Annotated in this window: 17 protein-coding genes; 7 read left to right on the plus strand and 10 right to left on the minus strand. The window is 63.4% G+C overall.

The window, feature by feature from the left end:
• The first annotated feature begins 199 nt into the window (after positions 1-199).
• The 5 genes from I5R65_RS01570 (at position 200) to I5R65_RS01590 (ending at position 2,753) form a co-directional block, all read left to right on the plus strand.
• Positions 200-451 (plus strand): hypothetical protein, encoded by a 252-nt coding sequence (locus tag I5R65_RS01570; RefSeq protein ID WP_196871972.1) that lies wholly within the window; start codon positions 200-202, stop codon positions 449-451.
• 156 nt (positions 452-607) lie between these two features.
• The gene (locus tag I5R65_RS01575) at positions 608-925 is read left to right on the plus strand and encodes a helix-turn-helix transcriptional regulator (RefSeq protein ID WP_196871973.1); all 318 of its coding nucleotides are present in this window, start codon (positions 608-610) and stop codon (positions 923-925) included.
• Between the two features lie 2 nt (positions 926-927).
• The gene (locus tag I5R65_RS01580) at positions 928-1,362 is read left to right on the plus strand and encodes a YeeE/YedE family protein (protein WP_196871974.1); all 435 of its coding nucleotides are present in this window, start codon (positions 928-930) and stop codon (positions 1,360-1,362) included.
• 23 nt (positions 1,363-1,385) lie between these two features.
• A complete protein-coding gene (locus I5R65_RS01585) occupies positions 1,386-1,826 on the plus strand; it encodes a YeeE/YedE family protein (RefSeq protein WP_196871975.1) in 441 nt (146 codons plus the stop codon).
• A gap of 231 nt (positions 1,827-2,057) precedes the next feature.
• Positions 2,058-2,753, plus strand: a complete 696-nt coding sequence (locus I5R65_RS01590) for a VIT family protein (protein ID WP_196871976.1) — start codon at positions 2,058-2,060, stop codon at positions 2,751-2,753.
• Between the two features lie 14 nt (positions 2,754-2,767).
• On the opposite strand, the gene I5R65_RS01595 is transcribed toward I5R65_RS01590, so the two are convergent.
• Positions 2,768-3,181 carry a DUF2306 domain-containing protein gene (locus I5R65_RS01595; RefSeq protein ID WP_196871977.1) on the minus strand — a complete coding sequence of 138 codons (414 nt, stop codon included), beginning with the start codon at positions 3,179-3,181 and terminating at the stop codon, positions 2,768-2,770.
• Between the two features lie 453 nt (positions 3,182-3,634).
• Between I5R65_RS01595 and I5R65_RS01600 the strand changes: the two genes are divergently transcribed.
• Positions 3,635-4,039 (plus strand): HD domain-containing phosphohydrolase, encoded by a 405-nt coding sequence (locus I5R65_RS01600; protein ID WP_196871978.1) that lies wholly within the window; start codon positions 3,635-3,637, stop codon positions 4,037-4,039.
• 451 nt (positions 4,040-4,490) lie between these two features.
• Here the strand turns inward: I5R65_RS01600 and I5R65_RS01605 are convergent, their stop codons facing one another.
• Positions 4,491-6,539: a hybrid sensor histidine kinase/response regulator gene (locus tag I5R65_RS01605; protein ID WP_196871979.1), complete on the minus strand. Its 2,049-nt coding sequence runs from the start codon at positions 6,537-6,539 to the stop codon at positions 4,491-4,493.
• 230 nt (positions 6,540-6,769) lie between these two features.
• On the opposite strand from I5R65_RS01605, the gene I5R65_RS01610 reads away from it, so the two are divergent.
• Positions 6,770-7,600, plus strand: a complete 831-nt coding sequence (locus tag I5R65_RS01610; RefSeq protein ID WP_196871980.1) for a VOC family protein — start codon at positions 6,770-6,772, stop codon at positions 7,598-7,600.
• A gap of 12 nt (positions 7,601-7,612) precedes the next feature.
• Here I5R65_RS01610 and I5R65_RS01615 read toward each other — a convergent pair whose 3' ends face one another.
• The 8 genes from I5R65_RS01615 to I5R65_RS24375 all read right to left on the minus strand — a co-directional run bounded on the left by I5R65_RS01615 (position 7,613) and on the right by I5R65_RS24375 (position 16,539).
• Positions 7,613-9,625, minus strand: a complete 2,013-nt coding sequence (locus I5R65_RS01615; protein WP_196871981.1) for an AsmA family protein — start codon at positions 9,623-9,625, stop codon at positions 7,613-7,615.
• A gap of 146 nt (positions 9,626-9,771) precedes the next feature.
• Positions 9,772-10,164 (minus strand): D-ribose pyranase, encoded by a 393-nt coding sequence (gene rbsD / locus I5R65_RS01620; RefSeq protein WP_196871982.1) that lies wholly within the window; start codon positions 10,162-10,164, stop codon positions 9,772-9,774.
• A 27-nt stretch (positions 10,165-10,191) separates the two neighbouring features.
• Positions 10,192-11,103: a ribokinase gene (gene rbsK, locus I5R65_RS01625; protein WP_196871983.1), complete on the minus strand. Its 912-nt coding sequence runs from the start codon at positions 11,101-11,103 to the stop codon at positions 10,192-10,194.
• A 10-nt stretch (positions 11,104-11,113) separates the two neighbouring features.
• Positions 11,114-12,133 carry a LacI family DNA-binding transcriptional regulator gene (locus I5R65_RS01630; protein ID WP_196871984.1) on the minus strand — a complete coding sequence of 340 codons (1,020 nt, stop codon included), beginning with the start codon at positions 12,131-12,133 and terminating at the stop codon, positions 11,114-11,116.
• Between the two features lie 16 nt (positions 12,134-12,149).
• Complete coding sequence (locus tag I5R65_RS01635) at positions 12,150-13,139, minus strand: ABC transporter permease (RefSeq protein ID WP_196871985.1); 990 nt, start codon at positions 13,137-13,139, stop codon at positions 12,150-12,152.
• A gap of 53 nt (positions 13,140-13,192) precedes the next feature.
• Positions 13,193-14,761, minus strand: coding sequence for a sugar ABC transporter ATP-binding protein (locus tag I5R65_RS01640; protein ID WP_196871986.1), 1,569 nt, complete (start codon positions 14,759-14,761; stop codon positions 13,193-13,195).
• 148 nt (positions 14,762-14,909) lie between these two features.
• Positions 14,910-15,854, minus strand: coding sequence for a sugar ABC transporter substrate-binding protein (locus I5R65_RS01645; protein WP_196871987.1), 945 nt, complete (start codon positions 15,852-15,854; stop codon positions 14,910-14,912).
• Positions 15,855-16,413: 559 nt separating this feature from the next.
• The gene (locus I5R65_RS24375; protein ID WP_255525470.1) at positions 16,414-16,539 is read right to left on the minus strand and encodes a hypothetical protein; all 126 of its coding nucleotides are present in this window, start codon (positions 16,537-16,539) and stop codon (positions 16,414-16,416) included.
• Between the last annotated feature and the right edge of the window lie 106 nt (positions 16,540-16,645).

Here is a 16,645-nt window from a genome sequence, read left to right on the forward strand (position 1 = left end):
ACAGCGTCGTACCTGTTTGAAGGGGCAATCGGCGCGAAAAAACAATAGATGAGTTCTATTGATGCAATGCAAATGATTGCATTTTATGCATTCACGCCGATACCCCTATTGTCAATCGGGTAATAGCGTACACTTCAGCAGATCAGGACGCGCTTCGTTAAAGCCGCCTGTTTCACAATAAAAAACGCGGCGGGCAAGGATGAGGAAGGCACTTTTCAGGTATCGCAACGAGCTGGTCCGGATTGAGCTCAAATGTCCGGGCATTCCCGACGGTGGCGCCACGGGCGCGAATGGTCGGGCTGGTGCCGGTGGCTGGACCTGGGATCTGTACATCAACGGCGAACTCAAGTCATGCGGCCAGGACGCCCCGTTCGCATTTGCCGAGGAAGCCATGGCCGCGGCCAAGCAGGCCAGCCGGCATCTGATTGACTTGTTGCACGCCTCCTCCTGAAGTGCGCGCACCACCGCCCTGGGGCGGCCAGCGCATTGCCAGACGTTCGAGCAGGTTTTCTCCCCCTTCCTCCTGCATCCGCCGATTTCTTGCGCCACCGGCGCCTATCATTTATTATATGTTTTAATATAATATTTAATTGAATATTGAAATCCCATGAATCCTGCCCCGCCGTTACAGGCCGAACAGATGCGCCATGCCGCAGGCGAGGCGGTGACAGCGCTGAAGGCGCTGGCCAATGAAGACCGCCTGTTGCTCCTGTGCCAGCTGTCACAGGAAGAAATGTGCGTCAGCGAGCTGGAGGAAACGCTCGACATCCGCCAGCCCACCCTGTCGCAACAACTAGGCGTATTACGCAATGAAGGCGTGGTCACCACCCGACGCGATGGCAAGCGTGTCTACTACCGTGTCGCTGATGAGCGGCTGCTGAAGATGCTCGAACTGATGTATCAACTCTACTGCCCGAAGGAATGAACATGCACATTGCGTGGGACAGCTTTACCCCTGGCTGGTCGCTGGCGGGAGGCATGCTGATCGGGGCGGCGGCCGCGCTCCTGATACTGTTCAATGGCCGCATTGCCGGCATTAGCGGCATCGTGGCAGGTCTGCTGGAACCCCGCTCCGGGGAAACCGGTTGGCGCTTCTCGTTCGTGCTGGGATTGTTGCTGGCGCCGCTGCTCTATGGCGCCGTCACTCCCCTTCCTCCGGTACACATCGATGCCGGCTACCCGCAGATCGTGCTGGCCGGCTTGCTGGTGGGCGTGGGTACGCGCTATGGCGCCGGCTGTACCAGCGGGCATGGCGTGTGTGGCTTGTCCCGCTTTTCGCCGCGTTCGGCAGTGGCCACTGCGAGCTTCATGGCCGCCGGCTTCGCGAGCGTCTATCTGCTGCGCCACGTAGCGGGATTCTGAATGAAGCACCGACCGGAGCGACCATGAATACCAGACTCACATTTGCTGCACTGCTGGCCGGCCTGTTGTTCGGCCTGGGATTGATTGTCTCGGGCATGGCTGATCCCGCCAAAGTACTCGGCTTCCTGGACCTGGCCGGTCTTTGGGACCCTTCACTGGCCTTCGTGATGGGCGGAGCCATCGGCGTGGGCGTCATCGCTTTCGCCCGCGCCCGACAGATGAAGTCGTCCCTGCTGGGGCAAACCATGCAGCTGCCGCGCAGCACCCGTATCGATCGCCGCCTCATCCTGGGCAGCCTGTTATTCGGCATCGGCTGGGCCATCGCAGGCATCTGCCCGGGACCGGCTCTGGTCTTGCTGGGTGAAGGAAAAATGAAGGGAGCGGTCTTCGTGGTCGCACTGGTGGCGGGCATGGGATTGTTCCGATGGCTGGAACGCCGGTCCGGCGACGGGCGAACAGGCTGAGTCGCGGACGCCAGCATCCAAGGCAAAAGCGCGGGCGGCCACCCGCCACTGTGGCCCGGCTGTCACACCGGGCGGACTGCGTGAAGTTCGATCCGTGGCCAGGCCTGGTCAGATTCTTCACACCACTGCCAACAAATGCGAATTGCCCTCATTTTCGCTAATTGTCGTGGCCTTATCTCCAGACGCCCCCTAGAATCTGCGCCATTCCTACATCTCCCCAGCCGCATTGCCATGCCCAAATTCCATCTCGAACATCACAAGGTCGATGCCATCTCCTGGCTACGCGCTGCCGTCCTGGGCGCCAACGACGGCATCGTCTCCACCGCCAGCCTGCTGGTGGGCGTGGTCGCTGCCAACGCCAGCCACGACAATGTGCTGCTGACCGGTGTGGCTGGACTGGTCGCCGGAGCCATGTCGATGGCAACCGGCGAGTATGTCTCCGTCCATTCCCAGGCCGACAGCGAAAAGGCCGCCCTGCGCCAGGAGCAGGAAGAACTGGTCGCCGATCCCGAAGGCGAGCATCGCGAACTGATGGCGATCTACATACGGCGCGGCCTGAACCAGCAAACGGCACACCAGGTCGCGACCCAACTGATGGCCCATGACGCACTGGATGCCCATGCCCGCGAAGAGCTGGGTATTTCCGAGACCACCACGGCGCGCCCGGTGCAGGCGGCACTGGTCTCGGCGCTGAGCTTCGCGGTGGGCGCGGCCCTGCCGCTGGCCGTGGTATGGCTGGCCCCCACGGGCGCGCTGCTGGAGGCGATCGTGATCACTGCGCTGCTGTCACTGGCGGTGCTGGGCGCGGTAGCGGCCAGGACCGGAGGCGCCAATCTCTGGAAGGGGGCATTACGGGTCAGTCTGTGGAGCTCGCTGGCCATGGCCAGCACTGCGGCCATCGGTTCATTCTTTGGCGCAGCGCTGTAGGCGCGCCGAACCGGTCATCCCCACCCCAGCCATTGCCCCCAGACCAGTTGCCCCAGATAGCGTGAGGGTAGCAGCGTGAAGAGGCCCGCCACCAGACAGGCGCTGATATACGTGCCCTGCATGGTCCGGCGATGCTGGATGATATCTCCGCGCAGCGCCGCAGTGATGGCGCGATAGAGAGCGAAACCCGTCAACGGCACCAGCAGATGCAGCGGCGAAAAACCGCCGACATTGGGCAATTCATGCGAATGGATGAAGAGCGCTGACAGCACGGTGATGATCATGCAGGTCAGCCAGGCATAGCCGAAGGCGCGATGCCAACGCGGCCGTACCGTTCGGCCCAGACGGGTCCAGAGGGCGAACGGGCCGATCAATACGGCACTAATGGCAGCGCCCAGATGCAGGCTCACTGGAAAAGTGAGGGACATGGCGAGCGATCAGGATTTGGATGGCTGATGGTGCTGCGCCGTCGCCAACGGCTCAAGGCATTTGCGACGACATTCGGATTTGATGTCGCCAAACGCTTGCACTAACCCGCAAACGGGAGTTGGGCCATGATCCAGTCCTGGGTGGCGTTGTCCCTAAATAGGAGCAGCAGCAGGAACCTCACCAGTCCGCTGCCCCCATGTTGCTTCCATCGTCAAGAATAAAGAAGATGACTTGCCCGGTCAGCCTGTCAGACAATCAGCCAGCGCGATAAAAGCGGCGGCTACACAGAGCGCCATGGGAGATATGCGACGCGTCTCACATTCGCTCGGTATACCGGCATCACTGTCCCATAGCGACATGGACACGGTCTTTTCGCTTTCCAGAGGGATGCATCCCTGGACTCCGGAAACAATTTCCAGGCAGGTCTTGCAAATGGAAGATGGATCCGAACGATGGATGATTCACTCGGTTTGTCGTGGGAAGAACGCGCAAGGAAAAAGAGCGCATTCCATGCGGTGGGGACTCAAGAATACTTGTTGGACGATAAGCCAGAGCACTTGATTGAACGCCATGCGGAATTCGTAGATCCAGTCGTATATGCCAACCTGGGCATCAAAATGCCTGTCCCTCAATACCGGCTTAACCTGGGGGGAATTTACAATCTTTCGATTGGTCGCGGAACGCTTACTGCTGAGGAGCGGTACTTAATTAATGACCATATCGTGCAAACCATCATCATGCTCGACAGTCTGCCTCTACCATTACGTAGTGGAATATGTTTTAAGTACGTGCAGGAGTTTATGCATCTGTCTCAACTCGATGTGGATCAAGCGGCCATCCAAACATTTTTCCAATAGGAAAAGTTTGCCTGAGAAAGAGATTGCCTTGCTGATGACAAACCATTATGTGGATCGTCTCTTCTGCGGTACGGCGAGCCGAAAAAAAATCGCTTGTATTCTTCGGCGGCGACGGTGTCATCGCCTGAAACATCGGGCATGAGCAGCGCAAAGTTATTAGAACTCATTTCATAAATAGTCGTGAGATGCTTTCTGGGCAGAACCCGCAGGGAGCGGCCCGTTTGGGCGAATTGCTGCGTTACGAATTTGGGTCAAGACGCCCAGTCTTGACCCAAATTCGCGCCTTGCACTTCATCCCAAACGGGACTCGCTCGCACTCGCGCCTATTTATGAAATGAGTTCTAAATATAAGCAGCTGGTTACCGACACCGTGATTTTGCACAACGTGCATACCATGTCATCGGCACAGCAAGCCCACGTTTTTCTGCGGCACAAGCGCAGGCCTCACCCGTCAGGTCGCCGTATCGCGCTCATCCCCCACCAACTCCCGCACCCGCCGCGCCAGCACCTCTGCCGCAAACGGTTTGGTCAGTACCTGCATGCCCCTTTCCAGGTGGCCGTGATTGAGCACCGCATTTTCGGCATAACCGGTCACGAACAGTACCGGTAGATCGGGGCGCGGGGCGCGGATGGCGTCAGCCAGCTGACGGCCGTTCATGCCATTGGGCAGGCCAACGTCGGTGATGAGCAGATCCAGCTCCGGGTAGGCATTGAGCAGCTTCAGTGCCATCGGCCCGTCCTCGGCTTCGAGTACGCTATAGCCCAGGTCCGACAGGACCTCGACCGTTACCAAGCGCACCAGCGGTTCATCGTCCACCACCAGAATGGTCTTGCTGCCCGGTGCCGCCGCGGCACTGGCTTCTTCCGGCATGACCAGGTCGTCCTCGCCCGCATCGCCCAGGTGGCGTGGCAGGTAGATGCAAATGGTGGCACCCTGGCCCAGTTCGGAATAGATGCGCACCGCGCCGCCCGACTGGCCGGCAAAGCCGTACACCATCGACAGGCCGAGCCCGGTTCCCTGCCCCGTGGGTTTGGTGGTGAAGAAGGGATCGAAGGCGCGTGCCACCACGTCGGGCGACATGCCGGTACCGGTATCGCTCACGCAGAGCGAGACATATTGGCCGGGTGGCACGCCACGCTGCATGGCCGCCATGTCGTCCAGCCAGCGATTGGCGGTCTCGATGGTGAGGCGCCCCCCATGCGGCATGGCATCCCGGGCATTGATGCAGAGGTTGAGCAAGGCGTTTTCCAGCTGCCCGATGTCGACGAAGGTGTGCCAGAGGCCGCCGGCGGCGATGGTTTCCACGGTGATGGCCGGGCCGACGCTGCGGCCGATCAGTTCGTGCATGTCGGCCACGATGCGGTTCAGGTCGGCAGGCTTCGGGTCCAGAGTCTGGCGTCGTGAAAATGCCAGCAGGCGCTGGGTCAGCGCGGCGGCACGCTTGACGGCGGACTGGGCGCCATTGAGATGACGTTCGATATCGCTGATGCGGCCCTGGGCCATGCGCACCTTCATCAGTTCCAGGCTACCGCTGATACCGGCCAGGATATTGTTGAAGTCGTGCGCCAGGCCGCCGGTCAGTTGCCCGACCGCCTCCATCTTCTGCGCCTGGCGCAAGGCCTCTTCGGCATCGACCAAGGCGGCGGTACGCTCCTGCACACGCTGTTCCAGGGTCTCGTTGAGGGAGCGCAAGGCCGCCAGTGCGCGATCACGCTCGGCCTCGACGGCACGTCGCCCCTCGATATCGATCAACACGCCCGGGAAGGTGCTGGGCACGCCATCCGGGGTCAGCTCCACGCGGCCGTTGGCTTCCAGCCAGTAATAGCGGCCATCGCGCCGGCGCGTGCGGTACTGGTGAGCGTAGGTGCCACCCCGGGCCAGGGTTTCGCGGATGCGCGCCGAGAGCAGGTCGCGGTCGTCGGGATGGACCGCTTCCATCACATCGGCGATACATAGCCGGGAGAGGTCGCGACCAGGCTCCAGACCGAAAGCCACGGCAAAGCCCTCGTCGACGTTCAGGCGGTCGGAAGGGATATCCCAGATCCAGGTACCGATGATGGCACCGGCCTCCATCGCCAGCTGCACGCGCTGGACGTTTTCGCGCAGCGCGGCCTCGGTGCGGCGGCGTGCCGTGATGTCGCGAAACAGTACCGAGACCTGGCGCATCTCCACCGGACCCACGCGGGTGGCCGAGACCTCGATATGGCGCCCGACCGCCTGGAATTCCTGCTCGAAGCGCAACGGCTGCCCCGTCAACAGGACCTGCCCATACACATCCAGCCAGACCTGGGGGTTCTCCGGTTCGATTTCGCGCAGGCGCTTGCCGACGATGCCCTCGATGCCGGTGTGGCGGTAATAGCCCGAATTGGCCTCGATGTGCACATAGTCACTCAAGGGGCCATGCGGCCCATCAATGAACTCGATGATGCAAAAGCCATCATCGATAGCCTCCAGCAAGGCGTGACGATAGGCGCTGCTGAGGGGGCTGCTCCCCTCCATTGCCGGTTGCTGATCCAAGTTAACGCCCTTCCTCGTCTTACGTGTCTGTTTGCGCTGTCTGCGGCAGCCCGCTTGTGTCGCCATGGTAGAGCTTGTTGGCAAGCTTAGCGGAAAGCCTGGCATCACGGCCACTTTCTCGGACAAATCCCCCGCCATGACAGGCTAAGCGGCTGAACGTAAAATGGCCGCCTGCCGCATCCTGGCAGCTTCATTTTTGTTGATTGGCTTCTATGACCCAAGGTCCGTCCAAAACGCTCCCGCCTGCGCAAAATATTCCCGCACGGCTGGATCACCTCGTTCTCAACACCCATTACGACATCGACGCGGCCCATGCCCAGTTGCAGGGCCTGGGCTTCACGATCACCCCGCGTGGTCATCACACGCTGGGGTCGGTCAACCACCTGGTGATGTTCCCCGGTGGTTACCTGGAACTGATCGGCCAGCCCCGCGACAGCGACAAGGTGCGTCAGGAAATCCTGGACAGCCCGCTGGGTCTGGACGGCCTGGTCTATGCGGTGGCCGACGTGCCGGCCTGCCACGATGCCTGGCAGGCCCTGGGCCTGGCGGTACAGCCGGTGCAACACTTCTCGCGGCCGGTGCTGCTGGACGGGGTTGCCACTGATGCCCGCTTTTCCACGGTGCGCCTGATTCCCGGCCAGTTTGCAGCGGGCCGTGTCTACGCCTGCCATCACTTCACGCCGGAACTGGTGTGGCGTCCCGAGTGGATGGGCCATGCCAATGGCGTACAAGGCATCGCCGGCATGCTGGTGAGCGACGCCAATCCGCAGGCGGCTCAGGCCGCCTATGCCCGCCTGGGCGAATGGGTAGACGGCTTCGCACTCGAGTGCGCCGATGCAGCGGCCGTGCAGGCGCGATTCGGTGCGCTGGCGGCCTTCGCGCCACAGCGCCCGGCGGCTTTTGCGGCGCTACGCTTCTCGGGGGGCAACCTGCCGCGCATCAGCGAGGGGGCTCACGCCATGGGGCTGCCGCTGCACCAGGAGCCACAGCGACTGGTCGTGGCCCTGCCGGCGTTTCAGGCACTGCTCGAGTTTCTGGCCTGAGGCCCGGGCCGGCTAGTGTGATGGCTCCCCCGCATGCGGGGCGCAATCGTCGGGTATCTTCTGGCCCGGAGTGATCAACGGGATCACCGCCGCCACCGGCGCCACCAGGGCCAGGGCCGCTGCGGCACCGGCCCGTGCCGCCAGGCCCTGCGTGCTGGCGCCGATATCGGGCTTGGCGAAGCTGCCTTTCACATACAACGGCGTGCGCAACGAGAGGATGCGCACCTGCTTGGTCCGCGGATACACGTCCAGTGCCAGCTTTTCGTGGCCCAGGTCGACCTGGCCGGTGATGTCGATGGCCGCATCCTCGGTATTGAGAATGCCGTGCCGGACCTGTGCCAAACCGTCCTTGATCGTCACGTCGGCAGCCCCGCACAACAGTTTGACCTGTTGGTCGCGGTACATCTTGGCGAACACCGCATTGGCCAGGTTCAGACCAGCGGCTTCCAGGATGAACTGGCTGATGGTGCCTTCGCTCAGATCGGCCTTGATCCGGCCATCGGCACTGGCGAGCGTGGCGGCCACCGAATTGCCGCTGCCGCTCAGTGTGGCCTGGCCGTCCAGCTTGCCAAAGCTGGCGTCGATCCTGGCCAGTTTCGGAAACAGTTGGCGCACCTGCACCGCATGCAGGTTCACTTGCAGATTTGATCGGATCTCGCTGTGGCGACCATCGAGCGTGACTTCACCATCGCCCTGGCCGCCGGCCATGGAAAATTTCAGAGGTGCGGCAGTCAGGACCTGGTCCTTGAGCCTGAGGGTGGTGCTGGCGTCCTGCCAATCCATGCCGCCCCGCAATTGCATGCGACCGGCCTTCAGATCGATCTCGGCATCCAGCCTGGCCCAGCGCTGCGGCTGCGCCGGCTTTTGCGACAGCACGCGGTCTTCGGGCTTGCCGTCGGCCCGCTTGCCGTCGGCGGCCGGCAGGTAGTCCTCCAACCGCAATAGATCGGCATGGGCCTTCACGGTCAGGTGGTTCTTGGGCGGTCCCCGGTAGTAGTGGGCGTCGCCGGCGAAATCGCTCTCTCCCACCTTGCCGGTGAAACCTTCATAGCGCCAGTCCCAGGCCTTGGTCTCGCTATCGACCCGACTGATGGTCAGCCGGCCTTCCGTGCTGAATGCCCGGGTGGCCGGCAAGGGGACGCCGGTGGCGGCATACAGACGGTCCAGGCTGTCGCCGCTCAGGCGGATCTGCAGATCGGCGCGGTGCAGCTGATGAGGGTTGATGAGATTGCCGCCGACGACGGTGTGGACCTCGCCGACCTCCACTTCTGCCCGCAGCGGGTAGACACTGCCCTCGTTGAGCAGGTCCGGCAAGGGGCCGCCGCGCAGCTGCCCCCGGATTACCGCATCGCCATAGCGACCCGAAACGGCTGCCTGCAGCACCAAGGCGGGTGGCGTGCCGCTCCCGTCGACCGTGCGCGTGGCATCCGAGTCCAGCGGCCTGGCGTCAAAGCGCAGGTCCAGGTCCAGCGGCTGATCCACATAGCGGATCAGGGCATGGTCGAAGACGATCTGGTGGATATCGAAACTCCAGCGCGACCGCGGCTGGTCGGAGAAGCGCCAGTTCTTGCGACGCTCGTCGGCTCGCTCCATGACCAGGTCCAGGCCGGTCACCTGCATGTCGGTGATGTGCCAGTGCCAGCGCAATAACGGTAGTGGGGAAAAGTGCAGGTCCAGCAGGCTGGCACGGACCAGATGGTCGGCGCTGTGCGCCCAGTCGGGGTTGCCGATCTGCAGGTCGCGTGCGGTAAAGTGCAGTTGCGGCAGCCAGGATGTGTCGCTTTGCGGTGTCGCCGGGGCCAGCGACCAGGACAGGCTGATCGGGCCGTCGACCCGTATTTCCCGGGCCAGCATGGTCGAGAGCTGGCGACTGATCCAGGGCTTGGCCAGGTTCCAGTCGAACAGGGCCACCAGCAGAGCCAGCAAGGCGGCCAGCGCCACCAGCACGGCCACGCACCAGGTCAGCAGGCGGCCCAGGCTGGCCAGCAGTGGCCGCTTTGGCGCCCTCACCCGGTGCACGCGCATGTCTGCCTTCCTTCACTTTGCATGGTTCTGTCCTGACGGCCTAGGTTTCATCCAAACGCGACAGTATCAGCTGCAACAAGGCTGCTGGCTATAGGAGAACCGGCCGGCTGCTTGTCAGAGGGATGGCGGGGTGCCGGGCAGCTGGTTCAGAACACCACGCCGGAACCGAGGATGATATTGGCGTAAGGCGTGCATTCGCCGGTGCGGATACAGGCCCTGGCACGGGCGCTGTGGCGCTTGAACTCTTCATGCGCCACGCTGCGCTTGCCGGGCAGGCCCAGCGCCTCGACCTGGGCGGCCAGGGTGGGACTGGCGGTCTGCATTTCGTCGGCCACGAGGTGGAACTCGACCTGCAGCTCGCTCAGCACCGTTTGCAGCACGGTCATGAAGTCCGGCACACCGCGAGTCACCGCGAGATCGATCAGCGGCACGCCGGCCGGCACCGGCAGGCCGACATCGCCGATGACCACGGTGTCGCCATGGCCCATGGAGGCAATCAGCTGGGAGATGGCGGCGTTGAGCAAGGCGGTCTTTTTCATGGCTTTCCTGGCAGCGAAATCAAACGATCAGAGCACGACTTCGTCGCGCGTCGGGATGGAGGTCTGGGCGCCGATGCGCGTGACGCTCAGGGCGGCCGCGGCCTGGGCATAGGCAATGGCGTCGAATGGGTCGCGCCCCTGGGCGATGGCGCCGATGAAGCCGCCGATGAAGGTATCGCCGGCGGCCGTGGTATCGACCGCCTGCACCTTGCGTGCCGGCAGATGGTGTTGCTGGCCATCGGCGAAGGCGCCGTAGACACCCTTCTCTCCCAGGGTCACCACCACGTTGCGGGCGCCCAGTGCATGCAGGCGCGCGGCCAGCAGCGGGATGTCATCCGACTGCGCGGCGGAACGCTCTTCGGCCAGCATGGCGGCTTCGATCTCGTTGAGGATCAGGTAATCGACCTTCTGCAGCAGTTCGCGGGGCAGCGCCTGGGCCGGTGCCGGGTTCAGCACCACGGTCTTGCCCAGGGAATGGGCCAGCTCGATGGCGTGGATCACGGTCGGGACCGGCACTTCCAGTTGCAGCAGCACGATGGACGCCTGTTCGATCAGCGCACGGGCGCGTTCGATACGTTCCACATCCAGGCGGCCATTGGCGCCGGCAGCGATGACGATGCTGTTCTGGGCGTTGGCATCGACCATGATGGAGGCAATGCCGGTGGCTTCGCCTGCCACCTCGTCGAGGTAACGGTCATCGATGCCGCAGGCGGTAATGGACTGGCGCATCTGGGCGCCGAAGGCGTCGTCGCCCACGCAGGCCACCATGGCCACGGCGGTGCCGGGTGCGGCCAGGCGGGCGCAGGCCACGGCCTGGTTGGCGCCCTTGCCGCCGGGGATGGTCATGAATTTGTCGCCCGCCAGGGTTTCACCCGGCATGGGCATGCGGGGCACGCGCAAAACCAGGTCCATGTTGACGCTGCCGATGATGACGATCATGTGCTTTCTCTTATCTCTTGATCTTGTTGTCGAACGGGGCGGTCGAGCCCCGCAGTTGCAATTGTGGCGCCACCGTCTCGCGACGCGCCGGCAGGTCCGGGTCGGCGATGCGTTCCAGCAGGAACTGCGCCGTCAGATTGCCCAGCCGGCGGGTGTTCTGGGCCACCGTGGTCAGGGGCGGATGGACGAACTGCGCCAGTTCGATGTCATCGAAGCCGACCACCGACAGCTGGCCCGGCACCTCGATCTGCAGTTCACCGGCGGCGCGCAGCACGCCGATGGCCATCATGTCGTTGCAGCAGAAGATGGCGTCGGGACGCTCATCGGCGGGACGCTCCTGCAGCAGTCGCATGGCCGCCTGGTAACCGCCGATGCCGCTGAAGTCGGCATGCAGCAGGTCATCGGGCGCAAGCTTGCCACCGCCCTCCTCCAGCGTCTGGCGGAAGCCATGCACCCGCTCGTCGGACAGGTCCAGCCCCTGCGGGCCGGCGATGCAGGCCACGTGGCGCCGCTTCAGGTCCAGCAGATGACGGGCTGCCAGGCTGCCGCCGAGGGCGTTGTCGGTGCTGACCAGATCGATGTCCAGTTCCTTGGGGGCGCGGTCCAGCAGCACGGTGGGGATGTCCAGCTTGCCGGCCGGGTTCAGATCGGACTGGTTCAGCGTGGCGAGGATGAGGCCGTCGCAGCGCTTGGTCTGCAAGACCAGCAGGTAGTCGCGCTGCTTGGCCGGGTCGTCGTCGGAATTGCACAGGATGACGCTGTAGCCGGCGCCATAGCAGTGATCCTCGATGCCCCGCGCCAGCTCCGAAAAGTAGGGATTGGTATTGTTGGGGATGATCAGCCCGATACTGCCGGTGACCTTGCTGCGCAGCGAACGCGCCAGCGCGCTGGGCACGTAGTCCAGTTCCTTGACTGCGGCCAGCACGCGCTCCTTGGCCTCCGGGCTGACCGGACGGGTCTGGTTGAGCACATGCGAGACCGTGGTGTAGGACACCCCGGCCAGTCGGGCGACATCCTTGATGGTGGACATGGTGTAGCCGCTGCCGTCAGCGTGCGTGGCGCTGGCCGCGACGACGATAGGTGTCCAGGATCACGGCCACCACGATGACTGCGCCGGTGATGATGCGCTTCATCGGCTCGCTCACGCCCACCTGCGCCAGGCCGGCCTCCAGCACCGAGATGATCAGCACGCCGATGAAGGTGCTGACGATGGAACCGCGCCCGCCCATGAGGCTGGTGCCACCGATGACCACGGCGGCGATCACCTGCAGTTCCATGCCCACGCCGCCGTTGGGATCGGCCGCTTCCAGACGCGACACCTGGAACAGCGCCGCGATGCCGGCCAGCCCGCCCATCAGGGCGAAGGCCAGGATCTTGCTGGGATTCGGATTGACCCCCGACAAGCGCACCGCTTCTTCGTTGGTGCCGATTCCGATCCAGTAGCGACCGAGGACGGTCCGCGTGAGGACCAGTTGCGCAATGATGACGATGGCGATGGCCGAGAGGAAAGCCGGCGACATGCCAAACAGCACCGGCGAGCTGATCACGTCGACAGCGCTGCCGATGTATTCGGTGCGCGAGTTGGTGACCTGGTAGGCCAGGCCACGGGCGATTTCCAGCACGCCCAGCGAAACGATGAAGGACGGGATGCGCCAGTGCACCGACACCAGACCGGTCAGCGTGCCGCACAGCGCCGCCACCACCACGCCCAGGGCGGCGGCGGCGTACAGCGGCCAGCCCCAGCGCACCATGGCCATGGACAGCATGGAAGCCGCCAGCGCCATCACCGAGCCGACCGACAGATCGATGCCGCCGATGATGAGGATAAAGGTCATGCCCACCGACATCACCACCAGCGGCGGGATGTCATTGGAGAGCGTGATGAAGGTGGCCGCACTGAGGAAGTTCTCGCTCAGGAAGGCGAACATCACGCACATCGCCAACAGCGCGGCGATCAGGCCCAGGTAGTTCTTGAAACCGGCCAGGTAGGCCGCTTGTCGGCTGGCGGCAGGAGTGGGGGTAGAGGAAGTTTGCATCTGTCTCGTCAATTCTTGGCAGTTGATGTTCTGGCTGGGCGCAGGCGGCCCGCTCAGGCCGTGTTGCCGGCCACGTGGGCCGCTTCGGCGGCTTGCTGGCGTCCGACATAGCCACTGAAGGCGGCCGCCAGGATGCGCTCCTGCGACCAGTCGTCACGGCTGAAGGTCTCGGCGATGCGGCCGGCGCTCATGACGGCGATGCGGTCGCAGATCTGCATCAGTTCGCGCAGGTCGCTGGAGACCACCAGCAGGCCCTTGCCCTGTGCCGCCAGTTCGGCGAAGAGGCGGTAGATGTCGGACTTGGCGCCGATGTCGATGCCCCGGGTAGGTTCGTCGAAGAGCATGATCGGACAATCGCGGTACAGCCAGCGCGCAATCACCACCTTCTGCTGGTTGCCGCCGGACAGTTCGCCGGCTGCCTGCGCCACGCTGGCGCTGCGAATGCGCAGCTTCTTCACATAGTCGCGGGCGACGTCGGCTTCGGCCGCGTGATCCAGCATGCCGCCCCGGCTGACACGACCCAGGTGGGCCAACGACGTGTTCACGCTGATGGCTTGCGGCAGCAGCAGGCCCTGCCCTTTGCGGTCTTCGGTGACCATCGCGATGCCGGCCTTGACCGCATCCTTGGGACTGCGGATGCGCGCCGGTTGCTGGCCGTCGCCGATGAAGACTTCGCCCTGGTCGGCGCGATCGGCGCCGAAGATCAGTCGCAGCAGTTCGGTGCGGCCCGAACCGATCAGGCCGGCGATGCCCAGCACCTCGCCCGCATGCAGCGCGAAGCTGGCCGGCTGCACCACGCCGGCGCGACCCAGGCCGCGCACGCGCAGCAGGGGCGCGCCAATGCGGCGATGCCGGGCGTCCAGATCAACCTTGGTCAGTTCACCGGCCATCAGTTGCACCAGTTGCTCGGTGGAGTAACGGCCGATGTCGTCGTTGCAGACCAGCTTGCCGTCACGCAGCACCACGATGCGGTCGGCGATGCGTTTCAGCTCCTCCAGCCGGTGCGAGATGTAGATGATGGCCACGCCTTCGGCGCGCAGGCGCTCGATGCGGGAGAACAGCAGTTCCACCTCGCGGTTGGTCAACATGGCCGTGGGTTCGTCCAGGATCAGGCAACGGCAGCTGCCGATCAGGTTGCGCGCGATCTCGACCATCTGCTGATGGCCCAGACCCAGGTCGCCGACCGGCGTCCACGGGTCCAGTTCGCCCAGGCCGACCACTTCCATCTGGGTACGGGCGGCCTCGGCCAGTTTCTTGCGGTCGATCCAGCCGAAGCGACGCGGCAGCTTTTCCAGGAACAGGTTTTCGGCAATCGACAGCGTGGGGATCAGGTTCAGTTCCTGCATCACCATGCGGATGCCCAGCGCCTCGGCCTGGGTGCGCGAGGCCGGCTGATAGGCTTGGCCGTCCAGCGTCATCTGGCCGGCACTGGCATCGACCAGGCCGCAGACGATCTTGGAAAGCGTGCTCTTGCCGGCACCGTTTTCACCGGTCAGGGCCAGCACCTGGCCTGGGTACAGGTCCAGGTCGATGCCATCCAGTACCGGTGCGGCGTAGCTCTTGCCGATGCCTGACAGGGTCAGCAAGGCGGCGGTTCGGGAGGGGGAGTCGTTGGGCTGCATGGGTCTTTGGCGCGCATGGAGTGGCGGCAGAAAGGACGATGAGGAAGCAAAGGCCTGCGCCGCAGAACCGGCGCAGGCACCTTGCAAGTGAGGCGTGGGTGGCTGCACTAGCGCACTAGTGCAGGCCTGCGCCGCGCTTGCCGCCAGCTTACTTGGTGACCAGCGAGACCTTGGTCTCGACCACGCCACCCAGTGCGCTTTGCGGCTTCTTCTCGGAGATAGCCTTCAGCGCGGTCTCGATGCCGAACACGGCCTGCTGCTGGGCGAACTGGTCGACGGTGGCCAGTACGCGGCCATCCTTCAACATCGGCTTGATGGCGTTGATGTTGTCGTAGCCGACCAGTTGCACCTTGCCGGTCTTGCCAGCGGCGCGGATGGCAGCCACGGCGCCCAGCGCCATGTTGTCATTGCCGGCCAGGATGGCCTTGATGTCCGGATGGGCGTTCAGGATGGAGGCGGCGACCTTGTTGCCCTGGTCGATTTCCCATTGGCCGGACTGCACGGTCACCACATTGGCGCCGACGTCCTTCATGGCGTCCTGGAAGCCCAGGGTGCGCTGCTGCGCATTGAAGGTGGTGGAGACGCCTTCGATGATGGCGACCTTGTCACCCTTTTGCAGTTGCTTGCCCAGGAAATCACCGGCCAGCTTGGCGCCCTTGCGGTTGTCCGGACCGACGAAGGGCACGGTGATGCCCTTTTCCTTCAGCGCCGCGTCATCCAGCTTGTTGTCGATGTTGACCACGATGATGCCGGCGTCGATGGCCTTCTTGACCACCGGGACCAGGGCCTTCGAATCGGCCGGAGCGATGACCAGGGCGTTGACCTTGGAGACGATCATCTGCTCGACGATCTTGATCTGGTTGGCGGTGTCCTGCTCATCCTTGATGCCGTTGGCGATCAGGTCGAACTTGCCGGCATTGGCCTTCTGGTATTCGCGGGCGCCGTTTTCCATGTTCAGGAAGAACTCGTTGGCCAGCGACTTCATGACCAGCGCCACCTTGGGCTTGGCCGGGGTCTGCGCCAGGGCGGCGCCGGGGAGGACTGCACAAGCCAGGGTAGCAATGGCGAAATGGCGGCGGGTGAATTTGTTCATCTGGGTCTCCAGTATTGATGTTGCCGGCGTTTCCTAGAAGATAGACGCCGTTATCGGTGCGCAAACGTTTGCGCGGTTTGGAGAATAGCACCGCGAAATTAGAAAATAAAGCTGCAGTGCAGCTTTTTTCAGCTTATCGAGGTGTAGACAGAAGTTTAGGGAAAGCCTGTCGGCAAGGCACAGAGCGCCTCCAAGGCAGATTTGCGGTCGATCTGCTGCCTAAAAGCACACGGCGGGACGCGCAGATGTGATGCTCCAAGCGCAATTGAAGTACAAAAAACGGGGAACGGAAAAACAGGACATACAGGAAATGGAGAGCGGAGGAAGGCAGCCATGGGCGAAGCCAAGCAAGAAGGCAGACATCGGCAAACATGGCGGAGACCAGCGCAGCACCGCGCCCATGTCCGGGCCCCTGCCCGGGATGGGAACGGCATACTTCAGGCTGGCACTGGTTCTGCGCCTGGTCGCCGGGTCAGGCAGGCAGCGCACTTTGCGTGCGCCCTGCTCCGTCACGCGCCAGACCGATGCCGGCGCACACCCGGGTTATCCGGTGGGAGGATCAGTGACCGAAATGCGTACGGCGCCAGACGTAGGCACCAAAGGCGCAGCTACCCACCACCACGTACAAGGCATACCACACCAACATTTGACCGCCATAGGCCATGAGCATTTCCATCAGGTTCATGTTTGTCTCCTCTGATATGACTGCTGCGCTGTTATTCGCGCCGCTTATCGTCCCAAGGGATGAAAATGTCGAAACAACAACATCCCCCACTTGCTGCGGGCCTTGC

The sequence above is a fragment of the Herbaspirillum sp. AP02 genome, from assembly GCF_015767275.1.
Taxonomy (GTDB): Bacteria; Pseudomonadota; Gammaproteobacteria; order Burkholderiales; family Burkholderiaceae_D; genus Herbaspirillum.

What these genes read in the sequence shown, in the direction of transcription:
- I5R65_RS01635 (WP_196871985.1), bottom strand. Translation starts at nt 13,139, where the DNA reads ATGCAAACTTCCTCTACCCCCACTCCTGCCGCCAGCCGACAAGCGGCC.
- rbsD (WP_196871982.1), bottom strand. Translation starts at nt 10,164, where the DNA reads ATGAAAAAGACCGCCTTGCTCAACGCCGCCATCTCCCAGCTGATTGCC.
- I5R65_RS01570 (WP_196871972.1), top strand. Translation starts at nt 200, where the DNA reads ATGAGGAAGGCACTTTTCAGGTATCGCAACGAGCTGGTCCGGATTGAG.
- I5R65_RS01605 (WP_196871979.1), bottom strand. Translation starts at nt 6,539, where the DNA reads ATGGAGGGGAGCAGCCCCCTCAGCAGCGCCTATCGTCACGCCTTGCTG.
- I5R65_RS01600 (WP_196871978.1), top strand. Translation starts at nt 3,635, where the DNA reads ATGGATGATTCACTCGGTTTGTCGTGGGAAGAACGCGCAAGGAAAAAG.
- I5R65_RS01615 (WP_196871981.1), bottom strand. Translation starts at nt 9,625, where the DNA reads ATGCGCGTGCACCGGGTGAGGGCGCCAAAGCGGCCACTGCTGGCCAGC.
- rbsK (WP_196871983.1), bottom strand. Translation starts at nt 11,103, where the DNA reads ATGATCGTCATCATCGGCAGCGTCAACATGGACCTGGTTTTGCGCGTG.
- I5R65_RS01585 (WP_196871975.1), top strand. Translation starts at nt 1,386, where the DNA reads ATGAATACCAGACTCACATTTGCTGCACTGCTGGCCGGCCTGTTGTTC.
- I5R65_RS01575 (WP_196871973.1), top strand. Translation starts at nt 608, where the DNA reads ATGAATCCTGCCCCGCCGTTACAGGCCGAACAGATGCGCCATGCCGCA.
- I5R65_RS01645 (WP_196871987.1), bottom strand. Translation starts at nt 15,854, where the DNA reads ATGAACAAATTCACCCGCCGCCATTTCGCCATTGCTACCCTGGCTTGT.
- I5R65_RS01630 (WP_196871984.1), bottom strand. Translation starts at nt 12,133, where the DNA reads ATGTCCACCATCAAGGATGTCGCCCGACTGGCCGGGGTGTCCTACACC.
- I5R65_RS01640 (WP_196871986.1), bottom strand. Translation starts at nt 14,761, where the DNA reads ATGCAGCCCAACGACTCCCCCTCCCGAACCGCCGCCTTGCTGACCCTG.
- I5R65_RS01595 (WP_196871977.1), bottom strand. Translation starts at nt 3,181, where the DNA reads ATGTCCCTCACTTTTCCAGTGAGCCTGCATCTGGGCGCTGCCATTAGT.
- I5R65_RS01610 (WP_196871980.1), top strand. Translation starts at nt 6,770, where the DNA reads ATGACCCAAGGTCCGTCCAAAACGCTCCCGCCTGCGCAAAATATTCCC.
- I5R65_RS01590 (WP_196871976.1), top strand. Translation starts at nt 2,058, where the DNA reads ATGCCCAAATTCCATCTCGAACATCACAAGGTCGATGCCATCTCCTGG.
- I5R65_RS01580 (WP_196871974.1), top strand. Translation starts at nt 928, where the DNA reads ATGCACATTGCGTGGGACAGCTTTACCCCTGGCTGGTCGCTGGCGGGA.
- I5R65_RS24375 (WP_255525470.1), bottom strand. Translation starts at nt 16,539, where the DNA reads ATGAACCTGATGGAAATGCTCATGGCCTATGGCGGTCAAATGTTGGTG.